General features: G+C 34.5%; 15 protein-coding genes. 2 read left to right on the top strand and 13 right to left on the bottom strand.

From position 1 onward, the window contains the following. Nucleotides 1-148: 148 nt before the first annotated feature. Together C8C87_RS12385 and C8C87_RS12380 are read right to left on the bottom strand one after the other, a co-directional pair. On the bottom strand, nt 149-1336 hold the full coding sequence (locus C8C87_RS12385; protein WP_121342806.1) for a pyridoxal phosphate-dependent aminotransferase: 1188 nt from the start codon (nt 1334-1336) through the stop codon (nt 149-151). A gap of 88 nt (nt 1337-1424) precedes the next feature. Continuing rightward, nucleotides 1425-2522: an acyl-CoA desaturase gene (locus tag C8C87_RS12380; protein WP_099714402.1), complete on the bottom strand. Its 1098-nt coding sequence runs from the start codon at nt 2520-2522 to the stop codon at nt 1425-1427. Nucleotides 2523-2627: 105 nt separating this feature from the next. On the opposite strand from C8C87_RS12380, the gene rsmG reads away from it, so the two are divergent. Further along, entirely contained in the window at nt 2628-3257 is a 630-nt protein-coding gene (gene rsmG, locus C8C87_RS12375) for a 16S rRNA (guanine(527)-N(7))-methyltransferase RsmG (protein WP_121342805.1), read from the top strand. Nucleotides 3258-3386: 129 nt separating this feature from the next. On the opposite strand, the gene pruA is transcribed toward rsmG, so the two are convergent. From pruA to C8C87_RS12360, 3 genes are all read right to left on the bottom strand, one after another. Further along, nucleotides 3387-5012, bottom strand: coding sequence for an L-glutamate gamma-semialdehyde dehydrogenase (gene pruA / locus C8C87_RS12370; RefSeq protein WP_121342804.1), 1626 nt, complete (start codon nt 5010-5012; stop codon nt 3387-3389). A 107-nt stretch (nt 5013-5119) separates the two neighbouring features. Continuing rightward, nucleotides 5120-5506 carry a Co2+/Mg2+ efflux protein ApaG gene (gene apaG, locus C8C87_RS12365; protein ID WP_099714405.1) on the bottom strand — a complete coding sequence of 129 codons (387 nt, stop codon included), beginning with the start codon at nt 5504-5506 and terminating at the stop codon, nt 5120-5122. 82 nt (nt 5507-5588) lie between these two features. Then, a complete protein-coding gene (locus C8C87_RS12360; RefSeq protein WP_121342803.1) occupies nt 5589-6854 on the bottom strand; it encodes a DUF5103 domain-containing protein in 1266 nt (421 codons plus the stop codon). A gap of 168 nt (nt 6855-7022) precedes the next feature. Here C8C87_RS12360 and C8C87_RS12355 point away from each other — a divergent pair, with 168 nt between their 5' ends. Continuing rightward, nucleotides 7023-9833, top strand: coding sequence for a pitrilysin family protein (locus C8C87_RS12355; RefSeq protein WP_121342802.1), 2811 nt, complete (start codon nt 7023-7025; stop codon nt 9831-9833). Nucleotides 9834-9899: 66 nt separating this feature from the next. On the opposite strand, the gene C8C87_RS12350 is transcribed toward C8C87_RS12355, so the two are convergent. The 8 genes from C8C87_RS12350 to C8C87_RS12315 form a co-directional block, all read right to left on the bottom strand. Beyond that, a complete protein-coding gene (locus tag C8C87_RS12350) occupies nt 9900-10670 on the bottom strand; it encodes a class I SAM-dependent methyltransferase (protein WP_099714408.1) in 771 nt (256 codons plus the stop codon). Continuing rightward, entirely contained in the window at nt 10670-11488 is an 819-nt protein-coding gene (map, locus tag C8C87_RS12345) for a type I methionyl aminopeptidase (RefSeq protein ID WP_121342801.1), read from the bottom strand. The genes C8C87_RS12350 and map overlap by 1 nt, the downstream gene beginning before the upstream one ends. 44 nt (nt 11489-11532) lie before the next feature. Then, the gene (locus C8C87_RS12340) at nt 11533-12921 is read right to left on the bottom strand and encodes a TolC family protein (protein ID WP_121343368.1); all 1389 of its coding nucleotides are present in this window, start codon (nt 12919-12921) and stop codon (nt 11533-11535) included. Further along, entirely contained in the window at nt 12921-14267 is a 1347-nt protein-coding gene (locus C8C87_RS12335; RefSeq protein ID WP_121342800.1) for an HlyD family secretion protein, read from the bottom strand. The genes C8C87_RS12340 and C8C87_RS12335 overlap by 1 nt, the downstream gene beginning before the upstream one ends. Nucleotides 14268-14269: 2 nt before the next feature. Next, nucleotides 14270-15931, bottom strand: a complete 1662-nt coding sequence (locus C8C87_RS12330) for a peptidase domain-containing ABC transporter (protein ID WP_121342799.1) — start codon at nt 15929-15931, stop codon at nt 14270-14272. 15 nt (nt 15932-15946) lie between these two features. After that, nucleotides 15947-16618, bottom strand: a complete 672-nt coding sequence (locus C8C87_RS12325) for a TetR/AcrR family transcriptional regulator (RefSeq protein ID WP_121342798.1) — start codon at nt 16616-16618, stop codon at nt 15947-15949. A 124-nt stretch (nt 16619-16742) separates the two neighbouring features. Continuing rightward, a complete protein-coding gene (gpmI, locus tag C8C87_RS12320; RefSeq protein WP_121342797.1) occupies nt 16743-18260 on the bottom strand; it encodes a 2,3-bisphosphoglycerate-independent phosphoglycerate mutase in 1518 nt (505 codons plus the stop codon). Between the two features lie 141 nt (nt 18261-18401). Further along, a complete protein-coding gene (locus C8C87_RS12315; protein ID WP_121342796.1) occupies nt 18402-20819 on the bottom strand; it encodes a DUF5916 domain-containing protein in 2418 nt (805 codons plus the stop codon). Nucleotides 20820-20894: the final 75 nt, after the last annotated feature.

Genomic DNA, 20894 nt, shown 5'->3' with positions numbered 1-20894 from the left:
GAAGTGATAACGGAGAAATAAAAAGATTGCAGCGTAAAGCCCGACCCTTGTGGTCACGCTCAAAAACAACAAAACCCCAAGAAAATCTTGAGGCTTTGTTAGTATATTGTAAGTTGGATTTTTGACTTTCCAACTTTTGACTTTATGACTAAAGCGCTACCGCTTCTTTGATTCTGCGTAATGCTTCTTTCAATAATTCTTCGCTTGTCGCGTAAGAGAAACGAATACAATCCGGGTTTCCAAATGCGTCACCAGTTACGGTTGCTACATTTGCTTCGCCCAAAAGGTACATGGAGAAATCATTGGCATCTTTGATAAAAGTTCCTTTTAATGTTTTTCCGAAGAAAGAAGACACGTCTGGGAATACATAAAAAGCACCTTCTGGAACGTTGATTTTGATTCCAGGAATGTCTTTTAATAATCCAACGACTAAATCTCTACGGCTATGGAAAGCGTCAACCATGTGTTTTAAAACACTTGGGTCTGCATCAACAGCAGTAATTGTAGCACGTTGTGCAATACTGTTAGCACCACTTGTTACTTGTCCTTGAATTTTTGTACATGCTTTTGCAATGAATTCTGGTGCGCCAATATATCCAATTCTCCATCCTGTCATGGCGAAAGCTTTGGCAACTCCATTTACGGTAATTGTTCTTTCTAACATTCCCGGGATGGAAGCGATGCTGCAAAAAGTTCCTGAGAAATTGATGTGCTCATAGATTTCATCAGCAACAACATATACGTTTGGATATTTCTCCAATACTTTTGCTAATGCCGTTAATTCTTCTCTGCTGTACACAGATCCACTTGGATTACAAGGAGAACTGAACCACATCATTTTTGTTTTTGGTGTAATCGCTGCTTCTAATTGTTCAGGTGTGATTTTGAAATCAGTATCTACAGAAGTTGGAACTTCTACAGGAACTCCACCTGATAATTTTACGATTTCGAAATAAGACACCCAGTAAGGTGCCGGTAAAATCACTTCGTCACCATCATTTAGCATTACTTGTGCAATGTTGTATAACGATTGTTTTGCTCCTGTTGAAACTACAATTTGAGACGGTTTGTACTCTAAATCATTATCTCTTTTGAATTTTCTACAGATGGCTTCTTTTAATTCTAAATATCCTTCTACTGGAGAATAAGTGCTGTAATTTTCGTCAATTGCTTTTTTAGCCGCTTCTTTGATGAAGTCTGGCGTATTGAAATCAGGTTCGCCTAAGCTTAAACTGATGATGTCTTTTCCTTGTGATTTTAATTCTCTGGCCAAAGCTGCCATTGCTAATGTTTGAGACGTAGATAAATTGTTTATTCTATCTGATAATGGATTCATTTTTTAATAGGTTGTAGTTAGTTTTTATTAAATTCATTCTGTTGGTAGAGATGCACTGCAGCATCTTTACACGTTGTGTTTTTTATGATTACACAGTAAGAGCAGGGTTTTGTCCCAAATCTTTCAAATGCTTAAAATGTGCAATAACAGCGCTTCGCATTGTTTTGTATTCATAATATGGCAAGTTGCATTCCTGTGCAGTTTCTTTTACAATTTTAGCAATTTTACCATAATGGATGTGACTGATATTTGGAAAAATATGGTGCTCAATTTGGTGATTCAATCCGCCTGTGTACCAGTTAACGATTTTGTTTTTTGGAGCAAAATTAGTTGTGGTAAACAATTGGTGTATTGCCCAAGTGTTATCCATTTCACCTAATTCATTTGGAGATGGATTAGTCGTTTCTTCAACAACGTGTGCCAATTGGAACACAACACTTAGAATTAAACCAGCAGTGTAATGCATCACGAAGAAACCAATTAATACTTTCCACCAAGTGATTCCAATAACGATTGGTAATACGATCCAGATAGAAACATAAATTACTTTGGTGATAATTAAAGTCGTCCAAAGTATTTTTGGGCTTTTCGCTTCTCCGTACGATAATTTTCTTTTCAAGTAGCTTCTCATCTGTTTGAAATCAGTTGTGATAGCCCAGTTGAAAGTTAGTAATCCGTATAAGAATACAGAATAATATTGCTGAAAACGGTGGAAATTATACCATTTTGCTTCTTTAGTAAAACGGATAACACGTCCGGCATCTAAATCCTCATCGTGACCCGGAATGTTTGTGTAGGTGTGGTGTAAAACATTATGTTGCACTTGCCAGTTGTATACATTTCCTGCCAAAACATAAATAGTTCCACCCATGAATTTGTTGACCCAAGTTTTATTGGAATAAGAACCATGATTTCCATCGTGCATCACATTCATTCCTACTCCAGCCATTCCAATTCCCATAACTATTGTCAACAGAAGATGTGCCCAAAATGGCATACCAAGTGTCAGAATTAAAAAATAAGGCGCAAGAAAAACTGAAAACAGAATTATAGTTTTCAAATATAGTTTCCAATTGCCGGTCTTTTGGATGTTGTTTTCTTTGAAGTAATTGTTAACCCGTGAGTTAAGTGTTCTAAAAAATTTTAGGCTATCTTGCTTAGCAAATGTTGGAGCATTATTATTCATATATTTTTAATAAAGTTCAAAGGTAATTATTATAAATTTTTGGATATACAAAATTGAGATAAATATTTTAACTCTAAAGTATTACTTTTGTTAAAAAATTAATAGATGGACGAGATTCTTAAGTATTTTCCTAATTTAACTGATATTCAGAAAGAACAGTTCGAAAAACTGGATTTTTTATACCATGATTGGAATGAAAAAATCAATGTTATTTCGAGAAAAGATATTGATGCTTTGTACACCAAACATGTTTTACATTCTTTAGGAATAGCCAAAATCATAAAATTCGAACCAGGAACGTATGTTCTTGATGTTGGAACTGGCGGAGGATTTCCTGGAATTCCATTGGCGATTCTTTTTCCGGAAACGCGTTTTTATTTAATTGATGTTATTGCTAAGAAAATAAAAGTGGTTCAGGCTGTTGCCGAAGGATTGGGGTTGAAAAATGTAAAAGCCGAACAAATGCGTGCCGAAAATGTAAAGGGAGATTTCGACTTTATCGTGAGTCGTGCCGTAACAAATATGCCGGATTTTGTTTCTTGGGTGAAAACCAAAATCAAAAAGAACAACAAACACGAATTGAAAAACGGAATTCTGTATCTAAAAGGGGGTGATTTAACCGAAGAATTAAAGGATTTTCCAAAAGCCACTGAATATAATCTTGCTGATTTCTTTGAAGATGAATTCTTTGAAACCAAAAAAGTAGTGCATTTGCCGTTAAAGTTTCAATCGTAGTCATAAGATCGAAAGATAGAATTGACTAGAAAAAAGATAAAAAAAGCCGAATCTAAATTTTAGATTCGGCTTTTTTACTATTTGTATGTTCTTTAAGACTTTCGAATTTCGAACTTTACGACTAATTTATTATCCTAAAAACGGGTATCTGTAATTCTCTGGAGTAACAAATGTTTCTTTGATGGTTCTTGGAGAAACCCAACGCAATAAATTCAATACTGAACCTGCTTTGTCATTAGTTCCTGAACCTCTAGCTCCACCAAATGGTTGTTGTCCTACAACAGCACCTGTAGGTTTGTCGTTGATGTAGAAATTACCAGCGGCATTTTCTAAAACTTTCATCGCATATTCAATGGCATAACGGTCTTGGCTCAAGACAGCTCCTGTCAATGCATACTCAGAAGTCGAATCTACTAATACAAGAGTTTCTTCCCATTTAGCATCTTCGTAAACGTAAATTGTCAATACTGGTCCGAATAATTCGGTTTCCATTGTACTGTATTTTGGATCTGTAGTTACGATAACGGTAGGCTCTATAAAATAACCAACAGACTTGTCGTAATTTCCTCCTGCAATAATTTCAGCATCAGCATCTTTTTTAGCTTGGTCAATAAAACCGGCTAATTTGTCAAATGAACCTTCTGAAATCACAGATGAAACGAAATTATTGGTATCTCCTGGCGATCCCATTTTCATAGAAGCTAAATCAGCAACTAATAATTTTTTTACTTCTGGCCATATAGATTTTGGTACATACGCTCTTGAAGCAGCGGAACATTTTTGACCTTGGTATTCGAAAGCTCCTCTGGAAAGTGCCGTAGCAACTTGAGCCGGAATAGCGGATGAATGCGCCACAACAAAATCTTTACCTCCAGTTTCTCCTACGATTCTTGGGTATGTTTTGTAGTTGCTGATGTTTTGTCCAATTTTTCCCCAAATGTCATTGAAAACACGAGTTGAACCTGTAAAGTGGATTCCTGCGAAATCACGACTTCCTAATAAAGTTTCAGAAATCATGGCAGAGTCTCCATAAACTACATTGATTACACCGTCTGGTAATCCTGCTAGTTTGAATACCTCTACAATTACATTTGCAGAATAAATTTGTGTAGCACTTGGTTTCCAAACTACAACATTCCCCATTAATGCTGGAGCTGCAGGTAAATTACCGGCAATTGCTGTAAAGTTAAACGGAGTGATTGCATATATAAATCCTTCAAGAGGTCTGTGTTCTAATCTGTTCCAAACACCTTCTGATGAAGCGGGCTGTTCAGCATAAATTTGAGACATAAATTGCACATTGAAACGCAAAAAGTCTATAAATTCACAGGCTGCATCAATTTCAGCTTGGTGTACTGTTTTTGCCTGAGCAATCATAGTTGCTGCATTTATTTTGGCACGGTATGGTCCAGCAAGCAATTCGGCAGCTTTTAAAAAGATGGATGCTCTGTGTTCCCAAGCTAAATTAGCCCATTTCTTTTTAGCTTCCAGAGCTGTTGAAATGGCTTTTTCTATATGTTCTTTATCAGCTTCGTGATACTGTCCTACAGTGTGTTTGTGGTCGAAAGGAGGATTTATTGATTGAGTTTTTCCTGTACGGATTTCTTCTCCTCCAATATATAAAGGAACATCAACTGTTTCATTATACATTTTATTGAAAGTGGCTAGAACTTCTTCTCTTTCCGGACTTCCTGGAGCGTAGGACTTAACGGTTTCGTTAAACGCTTTTGGGACGTTGTAAATTCCTTTTGGCATATTAAATAGATTTTAATTATAATCAAAAATTGAGCTGTAAAGGTAACAATAATTCATCAATCAGAGAATCTGATTGGAAGTTAAAATTCTAATAAAAGAGTTGTAATTTAATTCAAAGCAAAAGGCGCACATAACCTAAAAGTAGGTACGATAACTTTGAAATTTTTTGTAGAGGTGAAGTTAATCATGTTGAAATATCCTTTCATGGCGCCATAAGGCGAAGAAAGTAAACAGCCAGAACTGTAGGTATGAAATTCACCAGGTTTTAAAACTGGTTTTTTTCCAATTACGCCTTCTCCATCAACTATTTCTATTGCATTTAGAGAATCAAAGATTTCCCAATGGCGAGAAATCAGCTGAACAGAATCTTTACTGTGATTTTCAATTGTGATTACATAACTAAAGGCAAAGTGAATCTTGTAGTTTTTGAAGTAGGTTCCTTCAAAACTAGTCAAAACTGAAATTTTTATACCTCTTGTTATTTGAGAAACCATGATTAAATGGATGAATATGTGTTTATTATTGACAAATTTACAAAAAATTGAACTCGTTTTGCTAAATTTTCGAAAAGTTTTTTTAGTTGGTAATATTTAAGGAATTTGCTATTCCTTTCCCAACAACTCTATCGTATCGATCTGTGTTTTCTCTGTAATAAACGAGTACGGTGTAATCATTTTCCGTTTGATAAAAATTCCCGTCAATTGCATTTTCATAGTCAATAACTCCTTTGTCATCAGCTACAATATATTGATAGTTTGTAAATCCCTGTTTAACTAAAATTGCTTTTTCATAAATGGCCTTTTGGGAGTTATACTCCATTTTGTATTCTGGGGACAGATTATAATTATTGAACATTCCACCAACATAAATATTCTTTTTCAATCTAAAAGTAGGGGCAGAAAGACTGAAATAAACCCATACATAATCCGCTTCGATTTCGGGATTAGTGGCATTGATGTTATTGACAACAAAATCACCATTAACATCTTGGGTAAATGAATAAGGGAAATTTGTTCGTGCGCCATTGGTGTATAAATAAGAGCCATAAATTGCCGTATTAGAATCTATACGAGCGATGTTGTTACTTGCGGATCGTATGTCTTTGTTTTCAAAAAATAGAAATTCATTTCCTGCCCAAAATTGTGTTTCAGGGTCATATTTGTAAATCAAGTCATTTCCAATGGTATATTGTGGGACCACATTTTTTATGGCAGTGTTAAATTGTCCGTTTTGAAGTAAGACTACTTTAACGTTCTTCATTGGATTTTGAAATGTAATTAGGCTTGATTTTATAGAGAATTCTAAATTGTGTTTCAGTTCTATATTACTTACTGTTCGTGCTCGCTTCACCTGCATTGGAACCGTAACAAGATCTTCACATAAAATGAATTTTCTGGAAAATACCACTTCTTTATTTTCGTCTAAAACTTTAATGATATAATTTCCGCTGATTCGCAACTGCTGTGTAAACTGATTGGGAATTGATAATTTGTAGTGCGAATAGATTTGTAATGTATTGAAGGAATTAGTATAATCCTGAATTCTTTGGTTGTCAAAACCTTGTAAATATTCGTTTTTTGGAATTCCAGAAGGAACCCAGTTGTAATCGCAATGGATTATTTCGTAGTAATAATTGGCTTCATTGCCAAAAAGGTCATCAAACTGCAATTGAAATCCTTCTCCTAATTTAAAAATTGGAATCACATTTCGATCACTCTGTAAAAAAGAAATCGTTTTGATATTGTAAGGCGCGGCTACTTCTTTTTCTGCTTGTGCAGAGGAAGAATTAGCTGTGAATACAAAAAGAAAAAAGAAGACTATTTTAAAAAAAGATTTTATCATTTTGCAGCGCTTAAAGATTTTGTAAATATAAGGAATACTCCCCGTTTTTATCCAATAATGTAATTCAAAGAGTAAATATTTTTGTATGTAATTTCTGTTAATTAAAATACAATATTTTTAAAAGTTAGGAGTTATCTTATTATTTTTACTTCAAATATATCTAACCTTATGAAAAAAATCAACAATTTAGTATTCGGGATCATGCTGTTTCCTTTAGCTGTTTTTGCACAGCAAATGGATTACTCAAAAGCAATTCCTTTTGATCCTAGCGTAAAAACAGGTAAGCTTGAAAATGGCTTAACCTATTACATCAAGAAAAATGCCAAACCAGAAAAAAAAGTAGATCTTAGGCTGGTGGTGAATGCTGGTTCTATCCTTGAGGAGAATGACCAACAAGGATTGGCTCACTTTATGGAGCACATGTGTTTTAATGGAACCAAGCGCTTTCCTAAAAATCAATTAGTTGATTATTTGCAAAGTATTGGTGTAAAGTTTGGGCAACACTTAAATGCGTATACCAGTTTTGATGAAACGGTTTATTTTTTGCCAATTCCATCTGACAGTCCTGAAAAATTAGAAAAAGGATTTCAAATTATTGAAGATTGGGCTTTTAATACCGTTTTGACACCAGAAGAAATCGATAAAGAAAGAGGCGTAGTTTTAGAAGAGTACAGATTGGGTTTAGGTGCTCAAAAAAGAATGTTGGGCCGCTACATTTCAAAAATGATGCATGAGTCACACTATGCGGAGCGTTTGCCAATTGGTCAAAAAGAAATTTTAGAGAAATTTAAACACCAATCGCTAATTAATTTCTACAAAGATTGGTATCGTCCTAATTTGATGAGCGTAATTGTTGTTGGTGATATTGATGTTGCTGAAATGGAGAAGAAAATCATTTCTCATTTTTCAAGTTATAAAAATCCAGCCAAAGAAAAACCTAGAAAATTTTATGATGTTCCTAATCACAAGGAAACTTTTGTAGCTGTTGAAAGTGATAAAGAAGCTTCAAGTGCTCAAGTACAATTGATTTACAAAGATTATGGAGCTCCAAAGCCAATCGTGAATATTGGAGATTTCAAAAATTACATTGTTGAAGGATTGTTCTCTACGCTTTTAAATACGCGATTGGATGAACTTACAAATTCAGCTACACCTCCATTTACTTATGGATATTCGTATTATGGCGGAACTTTTGCCAGAAATAAAAAAGCATATCAGTCTGTGGCTATGTCTCAAGAAGATAAGCAATTAAGTGCTTTGAAAGTATTGATAACTGAAAATGAAAGAGCTAAGAAATTTGGATTTACACAAGGTGAATTAGATCGTTCAAAATTAGAATTTCTTGCTTCTATTGAAAAAGCATACAACGACAGAGATAAAACCAACTCAGTTAATTTTGTTGGAGAATACCAAGCTAATTTCTTAGAAAAAGAACCAGTTCCCGGAATTGAATGGACGTATCAAACCATGAAACAATTGATGCCTTTGATTGATTTAAAGGATGTAAATAGTTTGATTAAAGATTACGTAAAAGAAGACAACCGTGTCATTATTCTTACTGGCCCTGAAAAAGAAGGTTTGAAAAAAGTTACAGAACAACAAGTTCTTGATGCTTTGAAAATTAACACTGATGATATTAAGCCTTATGAAGATGCTGCCGTTGCGACAAGTTTGATAAGAAACGAAGTTAAACCAGGTACAATTGTTAGTCGTGAAAGCAATGCTAAAATTGGAACAAAAACATTAGTATTGTCCAATGGTGTGAAAGTAACGTATAAGAATACAGATTTCAAAAATGATGAGGTTCTTTTTGAGGCAGTGAGTCTTGGAGGAACTAATTTATACTCTAATGAGGATATGAAAAAAGTTCAATTTGCTAACGGAGCCTTGGCGGAAGCCGGATTCTCAGGATTGAAATTGAATGATATCAATAAATTCATGACGGGTAAAATAGCAAGAGTAAATCCATATATAGGTGGAAGTACTGAAGGTTTAAGAGGGAATTCTACTCCGAAGGATTTAGAATATTTGTTCCAAATGACGCATGCTTATTTCACAGATTTAAATATGGATGTGACCGCTTTTGAAGGCTACAAACAAAAGCAATCGGCTTTCTTTAACAATATGGCTTCACAACCTAGTTTTTATTTTCAACAAGAGTTTTATACGTATTTGAATAAAGAGAATCCTAGATTTAATGGATTGATTCCTTCTGAAAAAACTTGGGGAGAAACAGATTATGCATTAGCGTACAAAAAATACAAAGAGCGTTTTGCCAATGCTGCTGATTTTGAGTTTTATTTCGTTGGAAACATTGATGATAAAACTATGGAAGCGTATTCTGTTAAATATTTAGCGTCTTTACCTGCGACTGATAAAAAAGAGAAAGCCGTAGATTTAGGCTATAGAATGCTAAAAGGAGATTTGAAAAAAGTCGTTAATAAAGGAACAGATCCTAAAAGTAACGTAACGATCATGTATTATGGAGATGCAAAATATTCTGCAAAAGATGCGATGAGTATGCAAGCATTAGGAGAAGTTTTAACTATAAAACTAATCGAGCAATTGCGTGAAAATGAAAGTGGTGTTTATGGTGTTTCTGCAAGAGGAAGCATGAATAAAGTTCCAAATGGATCGTACAGTTTTACAATTGGTTTCCCATGTGGACCAGATAATGCTGAAAAATTGACAGCTTCTGCTTTAAAAGAACTTCAAAATATTATCGATAAAGGACCAGATGAAAAAGATGTGGCTAAATTTAAAGAAGGTGAATTAGCTGATTTCAGAAAAGATAGTAAAGAAAACAGATATTGGTTGTCTAATTTCACTAGATCATACACCAATGGAAGTAGCGCTGAAGAAGTCTTGAAATTTGAAGAAACTGTAAACGCAGTAACGGCTAAGGATATTCAAGATATTGCAAAAAAATATCTTACAAAAGATAAAGTAATTGGAATGTTGATGCCTGAAAAAAAATAAACCAACTCGATTTATAAACTAAAAACCTGCTAAAATTAACTTTAGCAGGTTTTTTTATAGTGTAAATTATTTAAAACAAACCGGAATAATTTCCCCTTTGGCTAAACAATATTTCTCTACTAATTCAGGGGCAATTTTATTTGTGTAATCTTCTTCAATTACTTTAAACCCAATGCTTCGTAATTTGTCAAAATAATCACGGCCATAAATACGAACGTGATCGTATTGACCAAAGATTTTAGCGCGTTCTTTTTGATCTGTAATGGAATCATCGGCAAAAGTTGTTGCTCTGGATAAATCCTGCGGAATTTGTAAAATAGCCATTCCGCCTGGTTTCAAAACCCGATACAATTCCTGCATGGCTTTCGTGTCATCTGGAATGTGTTCTAAAACATGATTGCACAGAATAACATCATATTGATTGTCTTCAAAAGGTAAATTACAAATATCAGCTTTTACATCCGCTAACGGTGAAAACAAATCGGTTGTAGTATAGTCCAGATTTTTCTGGTTTCTAAACAATTTATAAAAAGCTTGCTCTGGCGCAAAATGCAATACTTTCTTTTTTGCTGCCGAAGTAAAAAAGTCAGTTTCGTTATTTAAATACAACCACAATAAACGATGTCTTTCCAGGGAAAGTGTACTTGGCGAAAGCACATTATTTCTTTGTGTTTCGTACCCATAAGGCAACATCGATTTGAAGCTTTTTCCATCGATTGGGTCGGTGAAATTAGTTCCTCTTAATGAAAAAGCGATAATAGGACGCGCTACATAACTTAAACGAATAAGTATAGGACGCGGAATAGTATTGAGTACAAGTTTAAATAGTTTTTTCATTACAGCACTAAAGGTGTTTGTCTAAACTCATCTTCTTCATTACTCACAATTCCTAACGCTTTGTAGATGTATCCAAAAGTCGATAAAATCTCTGGTTTTCCATCAATAATAGCAACATCATGCTCAAAATGCGCACTTGGTTTTCCATCGGCAGTAAGGATTGTCCAGCCGTCTTTTAATTGTTTGATGTTTCGGGTTCCCATATTAATCATCGGTTCAATAGCGACAACCATTCCTTCTACAAAAAGTTTTCCTCTTCCTTTTTTACCATAATTAGGCATTTCAGGATCTTCATGCATTTTTTGTCCTACGCCATGACCTACTAATTCACGAACAACGCCATAACCATGCGCTTCTGTATATTTTTGAATTGCATTTCCTACGTCTTCTACACGATTTCCTAATTTGAATTCGCGGATTCCAACATATAAAGATTCTTTGGTTACCTGCAATAATTTTTTTGTTTCAGGAGCGACTTCACCTATTTCAAAAGAATAGGCATGATCGCCATGGTATCCATTTTTATATGCGCCACAATCTACGGAGATTACATCTCCACTTTTTAAAGGTGTATTGTTTGGGATTCCATGAACTACTTGTGCGTTTGGACTCATGCAAAGTGAATTCGGGAAACCATATAATCCAAGAAAACTTGGTTCAGCTCCATGGTCACGAATGAATGTTTCGGCTAATTTATCCAGGTATAAAGTCGTAACTCCTTCTTTTATTTCAGAAGCAATCATTCCTAATGTTTTTGATACGATTAAGGCACTTTCGCGCATTAATTCTATTTCTTCACGTGATTTTACTATAATCATAATTTCGAATTTTCAGTTTGCAAAAGTACAATTTTATAAATTATTTAATCCGGATTAGCCATTATTTTAAAAAGCTCTGAGTTTGAAATGTAAAAACGGTTCTCCAAAGCTATCTTTGAAAGCTGTGCACTAACTAAATTATTCTCTCTGGTGTTAATTAAAAATAAGGAACTTTCTCCAAAAGAAAATAATCTTTCCTCTGAATTTAACATCGTGAGATTATCCTGAACCAAACCTTTGATTAGTTCCTTTTGTCTTAGCAAGGATTCAATTTCCATCCTTTGTGCATTTATTTTATTGGTCAGTTGTACTTTTTCTAAATCCAATGTAAATTCAGTTTCCTGTACTTTATACTTCGCCAGTTTCAAACTTCCGCGTTCTTTTCGAAGAAACAAAGGGAAATAAAAATCCAATCCAATTTTATAATCCTCAAACTGATAATTATCAATGTAACTGGGTTCTGATATATAAGAATAACCCACATCAATTTTTGGCAAAAGCATATTGGCCTTTAATTTTTTTTCCACATTTAGCATGTCAATCTTGCTTTGCAATGCATTGATTTTTGGGTGATTGGTAATGGAGAAATTTGTATTCAATAAATCATTCGTTTTTAAACTTTCCTGAATCGTAAATTCCAATTGCGTTTCGGGAATCAATTCATCGGATATTTCCAATGGGATATTGTTTTCCAACCAAAGAAAATTAGAAAGTTCTAATTTGGCTTTAGCCAATTTAAGCTTGGAGTCTTCCAGATTCAGGATTCTGTTTTTTACAATAATTCCCGCTTCAACGCTGTCAATTGCAGGTTTGTCACCTTGCTGGATTAACGACTGAATTCCCTTGAACCTAATTTGTGCATTCTTGTTGTATTCTTCATACAATTGCACTTCATTGAAGTTTTTCTTCCAATTAAAATAAGCCAAAGAAGCATCATATAAAACTGTAATAGCCTGCAGTTTTCTTTCTGCTTGGCTCAATTGTATTTGCATTTTTGCTTTTCGAACATCAGCCATTCTTTGATTAATAAACAAACCTTGTGCAAGCGGAACCGTTACGCCCAACGAGGTTAATCCTTGATTTGGGAGTGTGTTTTGGGGATTCAAATAAACACCTTCACTATTGTCAAAGCCGGCTTTAATCTCGATTCCATACCAAGTTGGGATTTTGAAACTGCTGTTCAAAATGGAATAATATTCCTTGTCTTTGAATTGTTTTTTGCTGAAATCGACTTCAATTTTTGGATCAAATCCACCACGAGCCATCATCAAATTAGCTTGTGCTTTATTGATTTCCAAGTTGGCATTCTTCACCAGCGGATGGTATTTTTTTACGTACCCCAGAAACTCGGTGTAGGTAAGTTCTTTTGATGCGATTTCTTGAGCAGTTACAGAAAAACCAAAGAATAAAAGCGCTAAAAATACATGTTTCATTATTTCTTTTCTTTTGTGGTTTTGGTCGTTGGTTTGTAATAATTTGGCGGAAATCCGTTCAATGTTCTCCAAATTTCAAACCAAACTGGAACGTTATCTAACAAAGCAATAGTTTGCGCTCCGGCTCCTATACTTAATTGTTTCGGCCATTTGGCTTCTTTTTTATCGGGAGCGATTAATACGCGGTATTTGCCATTTTCACTGATGAAATTTTCAATAGCAACAATTTCTCCACCAAAAGTTCCATAAGACATATCAGGCCATCCTGAAAATACAATTGTTGGCCATCCATCAAACCAAACCCGAACTTTTTCTCCTTTGGTTAATAGAGGCAAGTCAATTGGGTTTACAAAAGTTTCCACCGCTATATCATATTCGGACGGCATTATGGTTGCTATTGGAGTTCCTTCTTTTATTGTTTCCCCAATACCGGACTGCAACGCCCTATTGATATAACCACTTTGCGATGCTTTGATGTAGTACATGCCATTACGAATGCTGTAATTTGCATATTGATTTTCGAGTTTGTTAACCTGAGCATCGGTGTCGTACTGGCTGCTGAGCGCTGTAAATTTATCACTATTGGCTTTCGAAACTTTCTCTGCATATTCCGCGCTAATTCTGTTTATTTCAACTTTGGCGTTGATAAATTCGTTTTTGCTTGTTAAGTATTTGTTTTCCTGCGTGATAATTTTAGCTTCGACTTCTTGTAATTTTAGTCTTTTTTCTTCAATATCAGTAAGTGGTTTTAGTCCTTCTTTATTCAGCTGAACGGAACGATCATATTGTGTATTGGCTATTCTCAGCTGAGTTTTTACAGCAACAAGATCCATACTGTCACTCTTTATTTTCAAAAGAGATTGTTTGATTTTATTTTGTGCTTGTTCCAGTTTTAAGACCTTTTCCCTTTTAATGTTCTGAATTTGGCCGGAAAGTGTACTTACTTTAGAACCATACGATTGTAAAGATTGTTTCTTGGCATTCATTTGGTTTCTAGTGTTTTCCACTAAATTAGGATCCATATAATCCTCTTTTATTTCAGAGATAAACAGGATTGTATCGCCTTTATTGACAAAATCACCTTCTTGAACATACCATTTTTCAAGTCGGCCAGAAATCACACTCTGAATAGATTGTGGTCTTTGGTCCGGTTTTAATGTTGTCACACTTCCAGTTCCTGAAATGTTTTGTGTCCAAGGGAGAAAAAGAGCCACTAAAGCTACTATTGAAACACCCGCTATAATTTTATTTAAAATTCTGTAATGCGGTCTGTTAGCCAAGTTTTTAATGGTCTCGTAACGGTCTAACGGTTGCAGTTTTGTTTTGTTATCAGATATATTTAGCATGACTAATTATTTTTTAAATCAAGTTGAATCACCCCATTTTGCATAATGATTCGTCTATTACATTTGGTTCTCCAATACGGATTTTTTGAAGAAACGATAATCGTCCATTTGTTTTTTTCGGAAGTGATGAAGTCAATAACTTCATTAGCTATTTCTTCATCCATCATGTCTGTTGGATCTTCATAAAAAAGCACTTTTGGCTTATGGATGATGCTTCTGGCCAGTAGCACTTTTTGTGCATTAGAAGACGATAATTGTTTTCCTTCCGGAAAAATGCGTGTCTCCAGACCTTTTGGCAATGATTTGATGAATGACGAAAGTTGGACGCCTTCAATGGCCCATCTTAAATCTTCAGTACTTACCGAGTTGTCATTGAAGGTGATGTTAGCTAACAGCGTTCCTTCAAATGGTGTTTCGCCTTGGATAATACTGCCTATTTGGGAGCGGTATTGTTTCAGATTGATTTTTCGGAAGGTATCATCATTGATGAAAAAAGAACCAGTTGTAGGTTGCAATAAACCAGATAATATTCGGATCAGTGTTGTTTTTCCCGAACCATTGTCTCCTGCTATTGCAATTTTGTCCCCTTGCTCAATTTTCAATGAAATGTTGCTCAGTATTTCTTTGTCTGAATCTGGGAATTTAAAACTAAGATTTTCTGTTTCTAATGAAATATTGGCATAACAAGTATCACTTTTGAAGGTGGTTTCTTCTTCTAATTCCAAGTCGGTTACTTGACCAATTTTTTCAACTGAAGTCAGTACATCGTAGAATGTTTCGAGTCCGAGTATTATTTTTTCAACCGAATTGATGACTAATAAAATGATTATTTCTGCAGCTACAAATTGCCCAATATTCATTTGTTGGGATAATACTAAAAATCCTCCAATCGACAATAAACTTGCGGTGATTAAGATTTTAAAAATGATCAGTTGGGTGAACTGTCTTTGCATGATTTTAAAATGTTTTTCGCGATAATTCAAATAATCACTAACCAAATTATTGTTTTTTTGTAAACCATAATTATAGTTGAGGTCATTTTTGAAACTGAAATTATTTCGAGCCATTTCTTGCAGCCAGCCAGCCACTTTATATTTGAATTTAGACTCTTTTAAGCTGGTTTCCAGTCCGGATTTATAGGAAAATTTGAATATAAAGTACAAAAGAAAAAACAGTAAAACTCCAAATACAATAAAATACGGATGGTACAAAGACAATAAAATCAAGCCGAAAGCAATTTGTAAGAGAGCCGCCGAAAAATCGATTAATAGCTTAGAAGTTCCTTTTTGGATGGTCATCGTATCAAAAAAACGATTGGCTAATTCTGGTGGATATGAATTGTATAATTGATCCGTTTTTATCTTTGGCAAACGAGCCGCAAATTCAAAGGAGGAACGAACAAATATTTTTTGCTGTAAATTTTCGGTGATGCGGAGTTGCATTAAAGATAAAATTCCAACTAATGCAACCCCAAAAACCACTAAAATAATTAAAACTATCCAAGAAGCGCTAACTCTTCCAGATTGTATAAAGTTCGTGATTGCTTGAATTCCTAATGGAAGTGACAAGCTGATTAATCCGGCAAAAATGGCATAGAAAAATATTTGATAGACATCTTTTTTGTCTAATTGAAGTAAGTTGTAAAAACGTCTTAATGGAGTCATGGTAGTTTTTTTAGTTTATCGAAGGACATTTTTGGCAAGATTCAAGTAAAATTCAGTGGTACTCACGGATTCATTACAATCGGTAATCGTTTTTAGATGTTCCATTAGAAAATGCTGATGCAAATTTCCTTCAACTATAGTAGAAACTAGTGATTTTGCAAAAGGATATTCTGGATTGACTTCTTTTACTATGCCTACAATTCGATTAATTACTCTTTTGTAAATCAGAAAAAAACCTTCCTTGTTTTCTTGATCTACTTCTTTTGTTTGCACTGTTTTTGTGAATTCAGCAATGATGATTTTATTCAAAATAGCTTCATTGATGTGCTCTGTGTTTTTGTCATCAGTAACTTTTTCAGTCACGATAGTGATTGCTTTACTGAGTTTTTCGGTTGGATCCGCAATATTTGTCGTGGCAAAAACCAGTTTATATTCCATCCAACTCCAGTACCAAGAGGATAAATAAACTAATAGTTTATGTTTGTTTTCAAAGTAGCGATAAATGGAACTTTCGTTAGAACCAATTTTTTCTCCCAACTTTTTGAATGTAAAATTATCGAATCCAATTTCGTCTATCAAAAGGATACTTTGTTCTACAATTTTTTTACCTAAAGGAGACGTTTCCGGATCCTTCACATAGATTTTCTCGTTGACTTGTATTTTTAAATTGGATAGTATTGTATTCATAATTGATAATATTTTATGCAAATATAATAGTATTACTATCAATAATGAGATTTTAACTTTTATTTATAAAAAAAGCTACTCGTATGGAGTAGCTTTTAATTAAAATATTGGTTGTTGGTTTTGTTTAAAGTAAAGAATGACAAGTCATTACCTCAGGTTTTTCTACTCCCATTAATTCCAAGATGGTTGGAGCAATATCGCCAAGAACTCCATCATGAATCGCTCTTAAGTCTTTGTCCACTAAAATAATTGGAACTGGATTTGTTGTATGTGCTGTATTTGGGCTTCCGTCAGGATTAATCATCGTTTCACAATTCCCGTGATCAGCAATTACGATAGTCGTATAATTGTGTGCTAATGCAGTTGTGATTACTCTTTCAACGCATTTATCAACTGCTTCACAGGCTTCTATCGCTGCACTCATAATCCCGGTATGACCTACCATATCACCATTGGCAAAATTAAGACAAACAAAATCTACTTCTTCTTTCTCCAATTCCGGAACTAAGGCATCTGTCAATTCAAAGGCACTCATTTCTGGTTGTAAATCATAAGTGGCGACCTTTGGAGAATTTTTCAAAATGCGGCTTTCGCCAATAAACGGTTGTTCTCTTCCACCGGAAAAGAAGAAAGTCACGTGAGGATATTTCTCCGTTTCTGCGATACGAATTTGTTTTTTATGCGCTTTTTCTAGAACCTCACCAAGAGTTTCCGTAATATTATCTTTATTATAAACGACTTTTACATTTTGGTAGGTTTCGTCATAATTAGTAAGGGTTACATAATACAAGTTTAACTTATGCATGTTCTCCTCATGAAAATCTTGTTGTGAGAGTGCTTCGGTTAATTCTCTTCCTCTGTCTGTTCTGAAATTGAAAAAGATAACCACATCGTCTTCTTCAATTGTGGCCAATGGTTTGTCATATTCATCAACTATAACCGTTGGATGAATAAATTCATCGGTTACATTAACCTCATAACTTTCTTCGATGGAAGTAACTGCATTTGTTGAATGAGTTCCAATTCCGTTTACCAATAAATCGTAGGCAAGTTTTACTCTTTCCCAACGTTTGTCACGGTCCATTGCATAATAACGTCCCACAACCGAAGCCAGTTTCACGGTAGTATTAGCGATATAATCCTGTAAATCCTGAATGTAATGTTTACCGGATTTTGGGTCCACATCACGACCGTCAGTAAAAGCGTGAACGAAAACTTTTTGTAATCCGTGTTGTTGTGTAGCGTCAATCAAGCCGCGTAGATGAGAAGTATGAGAGTGAACACCTCCATCTGAAACCAGACCTAAAAAGTGTACTTTTTTATTGTTTATTCTGGCATAAGTAAATGCGTCAACTAAAACTTGCTCCTTTGCTAAAGTGTCATGTGCAACGGCAAGGTTAATTTTGGCTAAATCCTGATAGACAATTCTACCGGCACCAAGATTCATGTGTCCTACTTCGCTGTTTCCCATTTGCCCCTCAGGAAGTCCAACATTTAATCCATCAGTTCGAAGCTGGGCGCTTGGATAATTTCTATATAAACTGTTAATAAATGGCACATTGGCATTATCAATTGCTGATACTTTAGGGTCAGGAGATTTTCCCCAACCGTCCAAAATCATAAGAATTACTTTTTTGTTCATTGCAAATTTATTTTAAGCAAAGATAAAGCATTTCTAAAAATGTTCGAATGAATGGAAATCACTATTATACATTCGGAGGCTAACAATAACAAATAATGATTATTTTGTTGTGGAAAGTTGTCTTTTTTTAAATTAATGCATTTAGAATTTATTCTTAACTTGATTGTAATCTATAAAATAACGCACACTTATTGAGAAAACATGGCTCAATGCATCGTTATTCAATAGATTAGTGACATTGTCTTTAAACTCTTTATTGATGTCTCTTTCAAAGGCACCAGCATTATTACGATATAAAACAGAAACTTGACTTCCGGGAGCAAACCACCAAGAATAAGACAAATCAGCATTCCAAGAATAGAAACTCGAGTTTTTATTAGTTGTATATCCTGCAAAATCAGTGAGTCTTCCGTTTTGTTCTAATGATAAAGTATTTTTATTTTCGGCATACGACCAATATTGGCGCAACGAAATATTAAACGTCATTTGGCTGTTCAGAGAATATTTCCCAGAAAGCGTATTGGAATAGGTAATTACATTTCTATTGGCAAAAACTACCGTGTTTGGCGTAGCCGAATTCATGTCGTCATTAATGCTGTCAATGTATCCTTTATTGTTGTTTTGTCTGAAAAAATTGAAGTTGTAATTCAGAGATAATTTATCATTAAAACGATATCTTGGACCTATAGAAAAACCATAGGAATTTCTTCCTGCTTCATCAAAAAAAGCATAAGAAGGATTTACATCAATGGCAAAACTATTATTATAATTAGTGGAAACATACAGATAACCTCCAATTTTTGTTGGTTTTATTACGTATCTGTCGGCTGTTCTTGGTTCATAATAATCATATGTTTCTACCGCATTGGCATCAATCCCAATTCCAAAAAAGTGATTTTTTTTGTTTTTAGAATTTATCTCCAGATTGATATTACTGGATTGAATTTTACCCGTTTCTTTTTGAAATTGTGAGTAAAGATTAAGGTAGGCATTAAAGCTGTTAAACACCTTAGTTGGATTAAGGATTCTATAGCTCGTATTACCATATAAACTGTAATAATTAGTTTCAAAATTGATTCCCAAATCATTATTATCGAAATCTTTGGTAACAATGTTACCACCAAAACCATAACGGTATTTTCCGCTGGTTTCAGAGAAATTTAATTGTGAATTAATTCCTTTTTTATCTTCAACATCATTGATATAACTGTATTTGAAATCTCCCGAAAGGTTGTAGGTGTTTTTCTTAGTATTCAAATCCCAAACTAAAGCAGTAACGTTTCCATCTCTAAAACTTCCGTTTCGAGTCACATTAGTGTTTACAAACGCAACTGAGGAATTTTTGCGAAAGCGTTGATCTAGTACCAAAACATTGTAGTTTGCAAGAGGTTCGACTACTTCTTTTCTTACTTCTTGTGTGTCATTATTTCGAATAGATGCTGAAGTTTTTTCGGTAACGGCATTCAATATTCCTATTCCCAATCCATTTTTGGTTCTTCCAGAAACCTTTAATGCATTGATAAGATTTACACTTGCCGGGTTGTCAATAATTTCTTCATTGGCTTCAGCGGTCGGATAATTGATTGGGTTTCCCCCAATTCGTCTCGAATAAACCAAATTTCCTTTACTAAACAAATCGGTTCCCTCTGTAAAAAAAGGTCTGTTCTCGTTAAATTGTTGTTCAAATGGTCCTAAATTCAGAATTTGATCATCGTATTTTGTTTGTCCAAAATCAGGAATAAGAATCATATCCAGCGTAAAAGCATCGTTTATTCCGTATTTCAAATCTAATCCGCCTTTGAGAGTTCCGTACGTTTTTTGTTGCGCATTTGCATTTACATAAAAGGAAGAATACGGCAAAAGGAAGAGTCGGGTGGGAGGTTTTATATTTTCAATTCCTTCTAAAACCCCTGTTTGTTGGGTGAAAGTTCCCAATTTTGAATCAATGAAATTCCAAGTATATTTATGACGATCCCGTCTAATTTCCCTGAAAAAATTAAGTCCCCAGGTTTGTTTATTCTCGCCAGAAAAACGCAATGCGGCGTATGGAATTCTCATTTCTACAACCCAGCCTTTATCCGTAATCACGGCTTTGCTTTTCCAAACGGCGTCCCAGGAATAATCCTCACCATTGGTATCGGTGGTAATGCAATCGGCTTGTCCATCTGCGGCATTTACAAAAAATTGAAAATCTTGTTGTCCATCATTAAACCCATTTATAAAAACACCAAAAAGGTCAGAAGTACCAAAATTATCCCGCTGGGTAATTTCTCTTAAAATTTTTCCCGGATTTTCATCATACATAATGGCTCCAATATATATGGCGTCATTGTCGTATAAAACTTTTACTTCAGTTCTCTTATTTTCTGGAATCGCTTTGCCATTGTCTGGGTCAAACATGATGAAATCATTGGCTATTGCAGCTGTCTGCCATGTATTCTCGTCTAATTTTCCATCGATTTCAATTTTTTCCGAAATGAATTTAGTTTGTAAGACTTTTTTTTGGCTATAGCCAAAAGCAGATAGGAATAGAAAACAAAGTAATAACTGGTTTTTCATGAAACGATTGATTGATTGGTGATTGATGCAAAATTTAGAAAAACCAAAAAAGTTTCAAAGGCAACAATCACCAAT

Source organism: Flavobacterium sp. 120 (assembly GCF_003633605.1).
GTDB classification, from domain to species: domain Bacteria; phylum Bacteroidota; class Bacteroidia; order Flavobacteriales; family Flavobacteriaceae; genus Flavobacterium; species Flavobacterium algoritolerans.
The sequence above is the reverse complement of the archived record's forward strand: the minus strand, read 5'-3'. Positions and strand labels throughout refer to the sequence as shown.

What these genes read in the sequence shown, in the direction of transcription:
- apaG (WP_099714405.1), bottom strand. Translation starts at nt 5,506, where the DNA reads ATGGTTTCTCAAATAACAAGAGGTATAAAAATTTCAGTTTTGACTAGT.
- pruA (WP_121342804.1), bottom strand. Translation starts at nt 5,012, where the DNA reads ATGCCAAAAGGAATTTACAACGTCCCAAAAGCGTTTAACGAAACCGTT.
- C8C87_RS12325 (WP_121342798.1), bottom strand. Translation starts at nt 16,618, where the DNA reads ATGAATACAATACTATCCAATTTAAAAATACAAGTCAACGAGAAAATC.
- gpmI (WP_121342797.1), bottom strand. Translation starts at nt 18,260, where the DNA reads ATGAACAAAAAAGTAATTCTTATGATTTTGGACGGTTGGGGAAAATCT.
- C8C87_RS12335 (WP_121342800.1), bottom strand. Translation starts at nt 14,267, where the DNA reads ATGCTAAATATATCTGATAACAAAACAAAACTGCAACCGTTAGACCGT.
- C8C87_RS12340 (WP_121343368.1), bottom strand. Translation starts at nt 12,921, where the DNA reads ATGAAACATGTATTTTTAGCGCTTTTATTCTTTGGTTTTTCTGTAACT.
- C8C87_RS12350 (WP_099714408.1), bottom strand. Translation starts at nt 10,670, where the DNA reads ATGAAAAAACTATTTAAACTTGTACTCAATACTATTCCGCGTCCTATA.
- C8C87_RS12355 (WP_121342802.1), top strand. Translation starts at nt 7,023, where the DNA reads ATGAAAAAAATCAACAATTTAGTATTCGGGATCATGCTGTTTCCTTTA.
- C8C87_RS12385 (WP_121342806.1), bottom strand. Translation starts at nt 1,336, where the DNA reads ATGAATCCATTATCAGATAGAATAAACAATTTATCTACGTCTCAAACA.
- C8C87_RS12360 (WP_121342803.1), bottom strand. Translation starts at nt 6,854, where the DNA reads ATGATAAAATCTTTTTTTAAAATAGTCTTCTTTTTTCTTTTTGTATTC.
- map (WP_121342801.1), bottom strand. Translation starts at nt 11,488, where the DNA reads ATGATTATAGTAAAATCACGTGAAGAAATAGAATTAATGCGCGAAAGT.
- rsmG (WP_121342805.1), top strand. Translation starts at nt 2,628, where the DNA reads ATGGACGAGATTCTTAAGTATTTTCCTAATTTAACTGATATTCAGAAA.
- C8C87_RS12380 (WP_099714402.1), bottom strand. Translation starts at nt 2,522, where the DNA reads ATGAATAATAATGCTCCAACATTTGCTAAGCAAGATAGCCTAAAATTT.
- C8C87_RS12315 (WP_121342796.1), bottom strand. Translation starts at nt 20,819, where the DNA reads ATGAAAAACCAGTTATTACTTTGTTTTCTATTCCTATCTGCTTTTGGC.
- C8C87_RS12330 (WP_121342799.1), bottom strand. Translation starts at nt 15,931, where the DNA reads ATGACTCCATTAAGACGTTTTTACAACTTACTTCAATTAGACAAAAAA.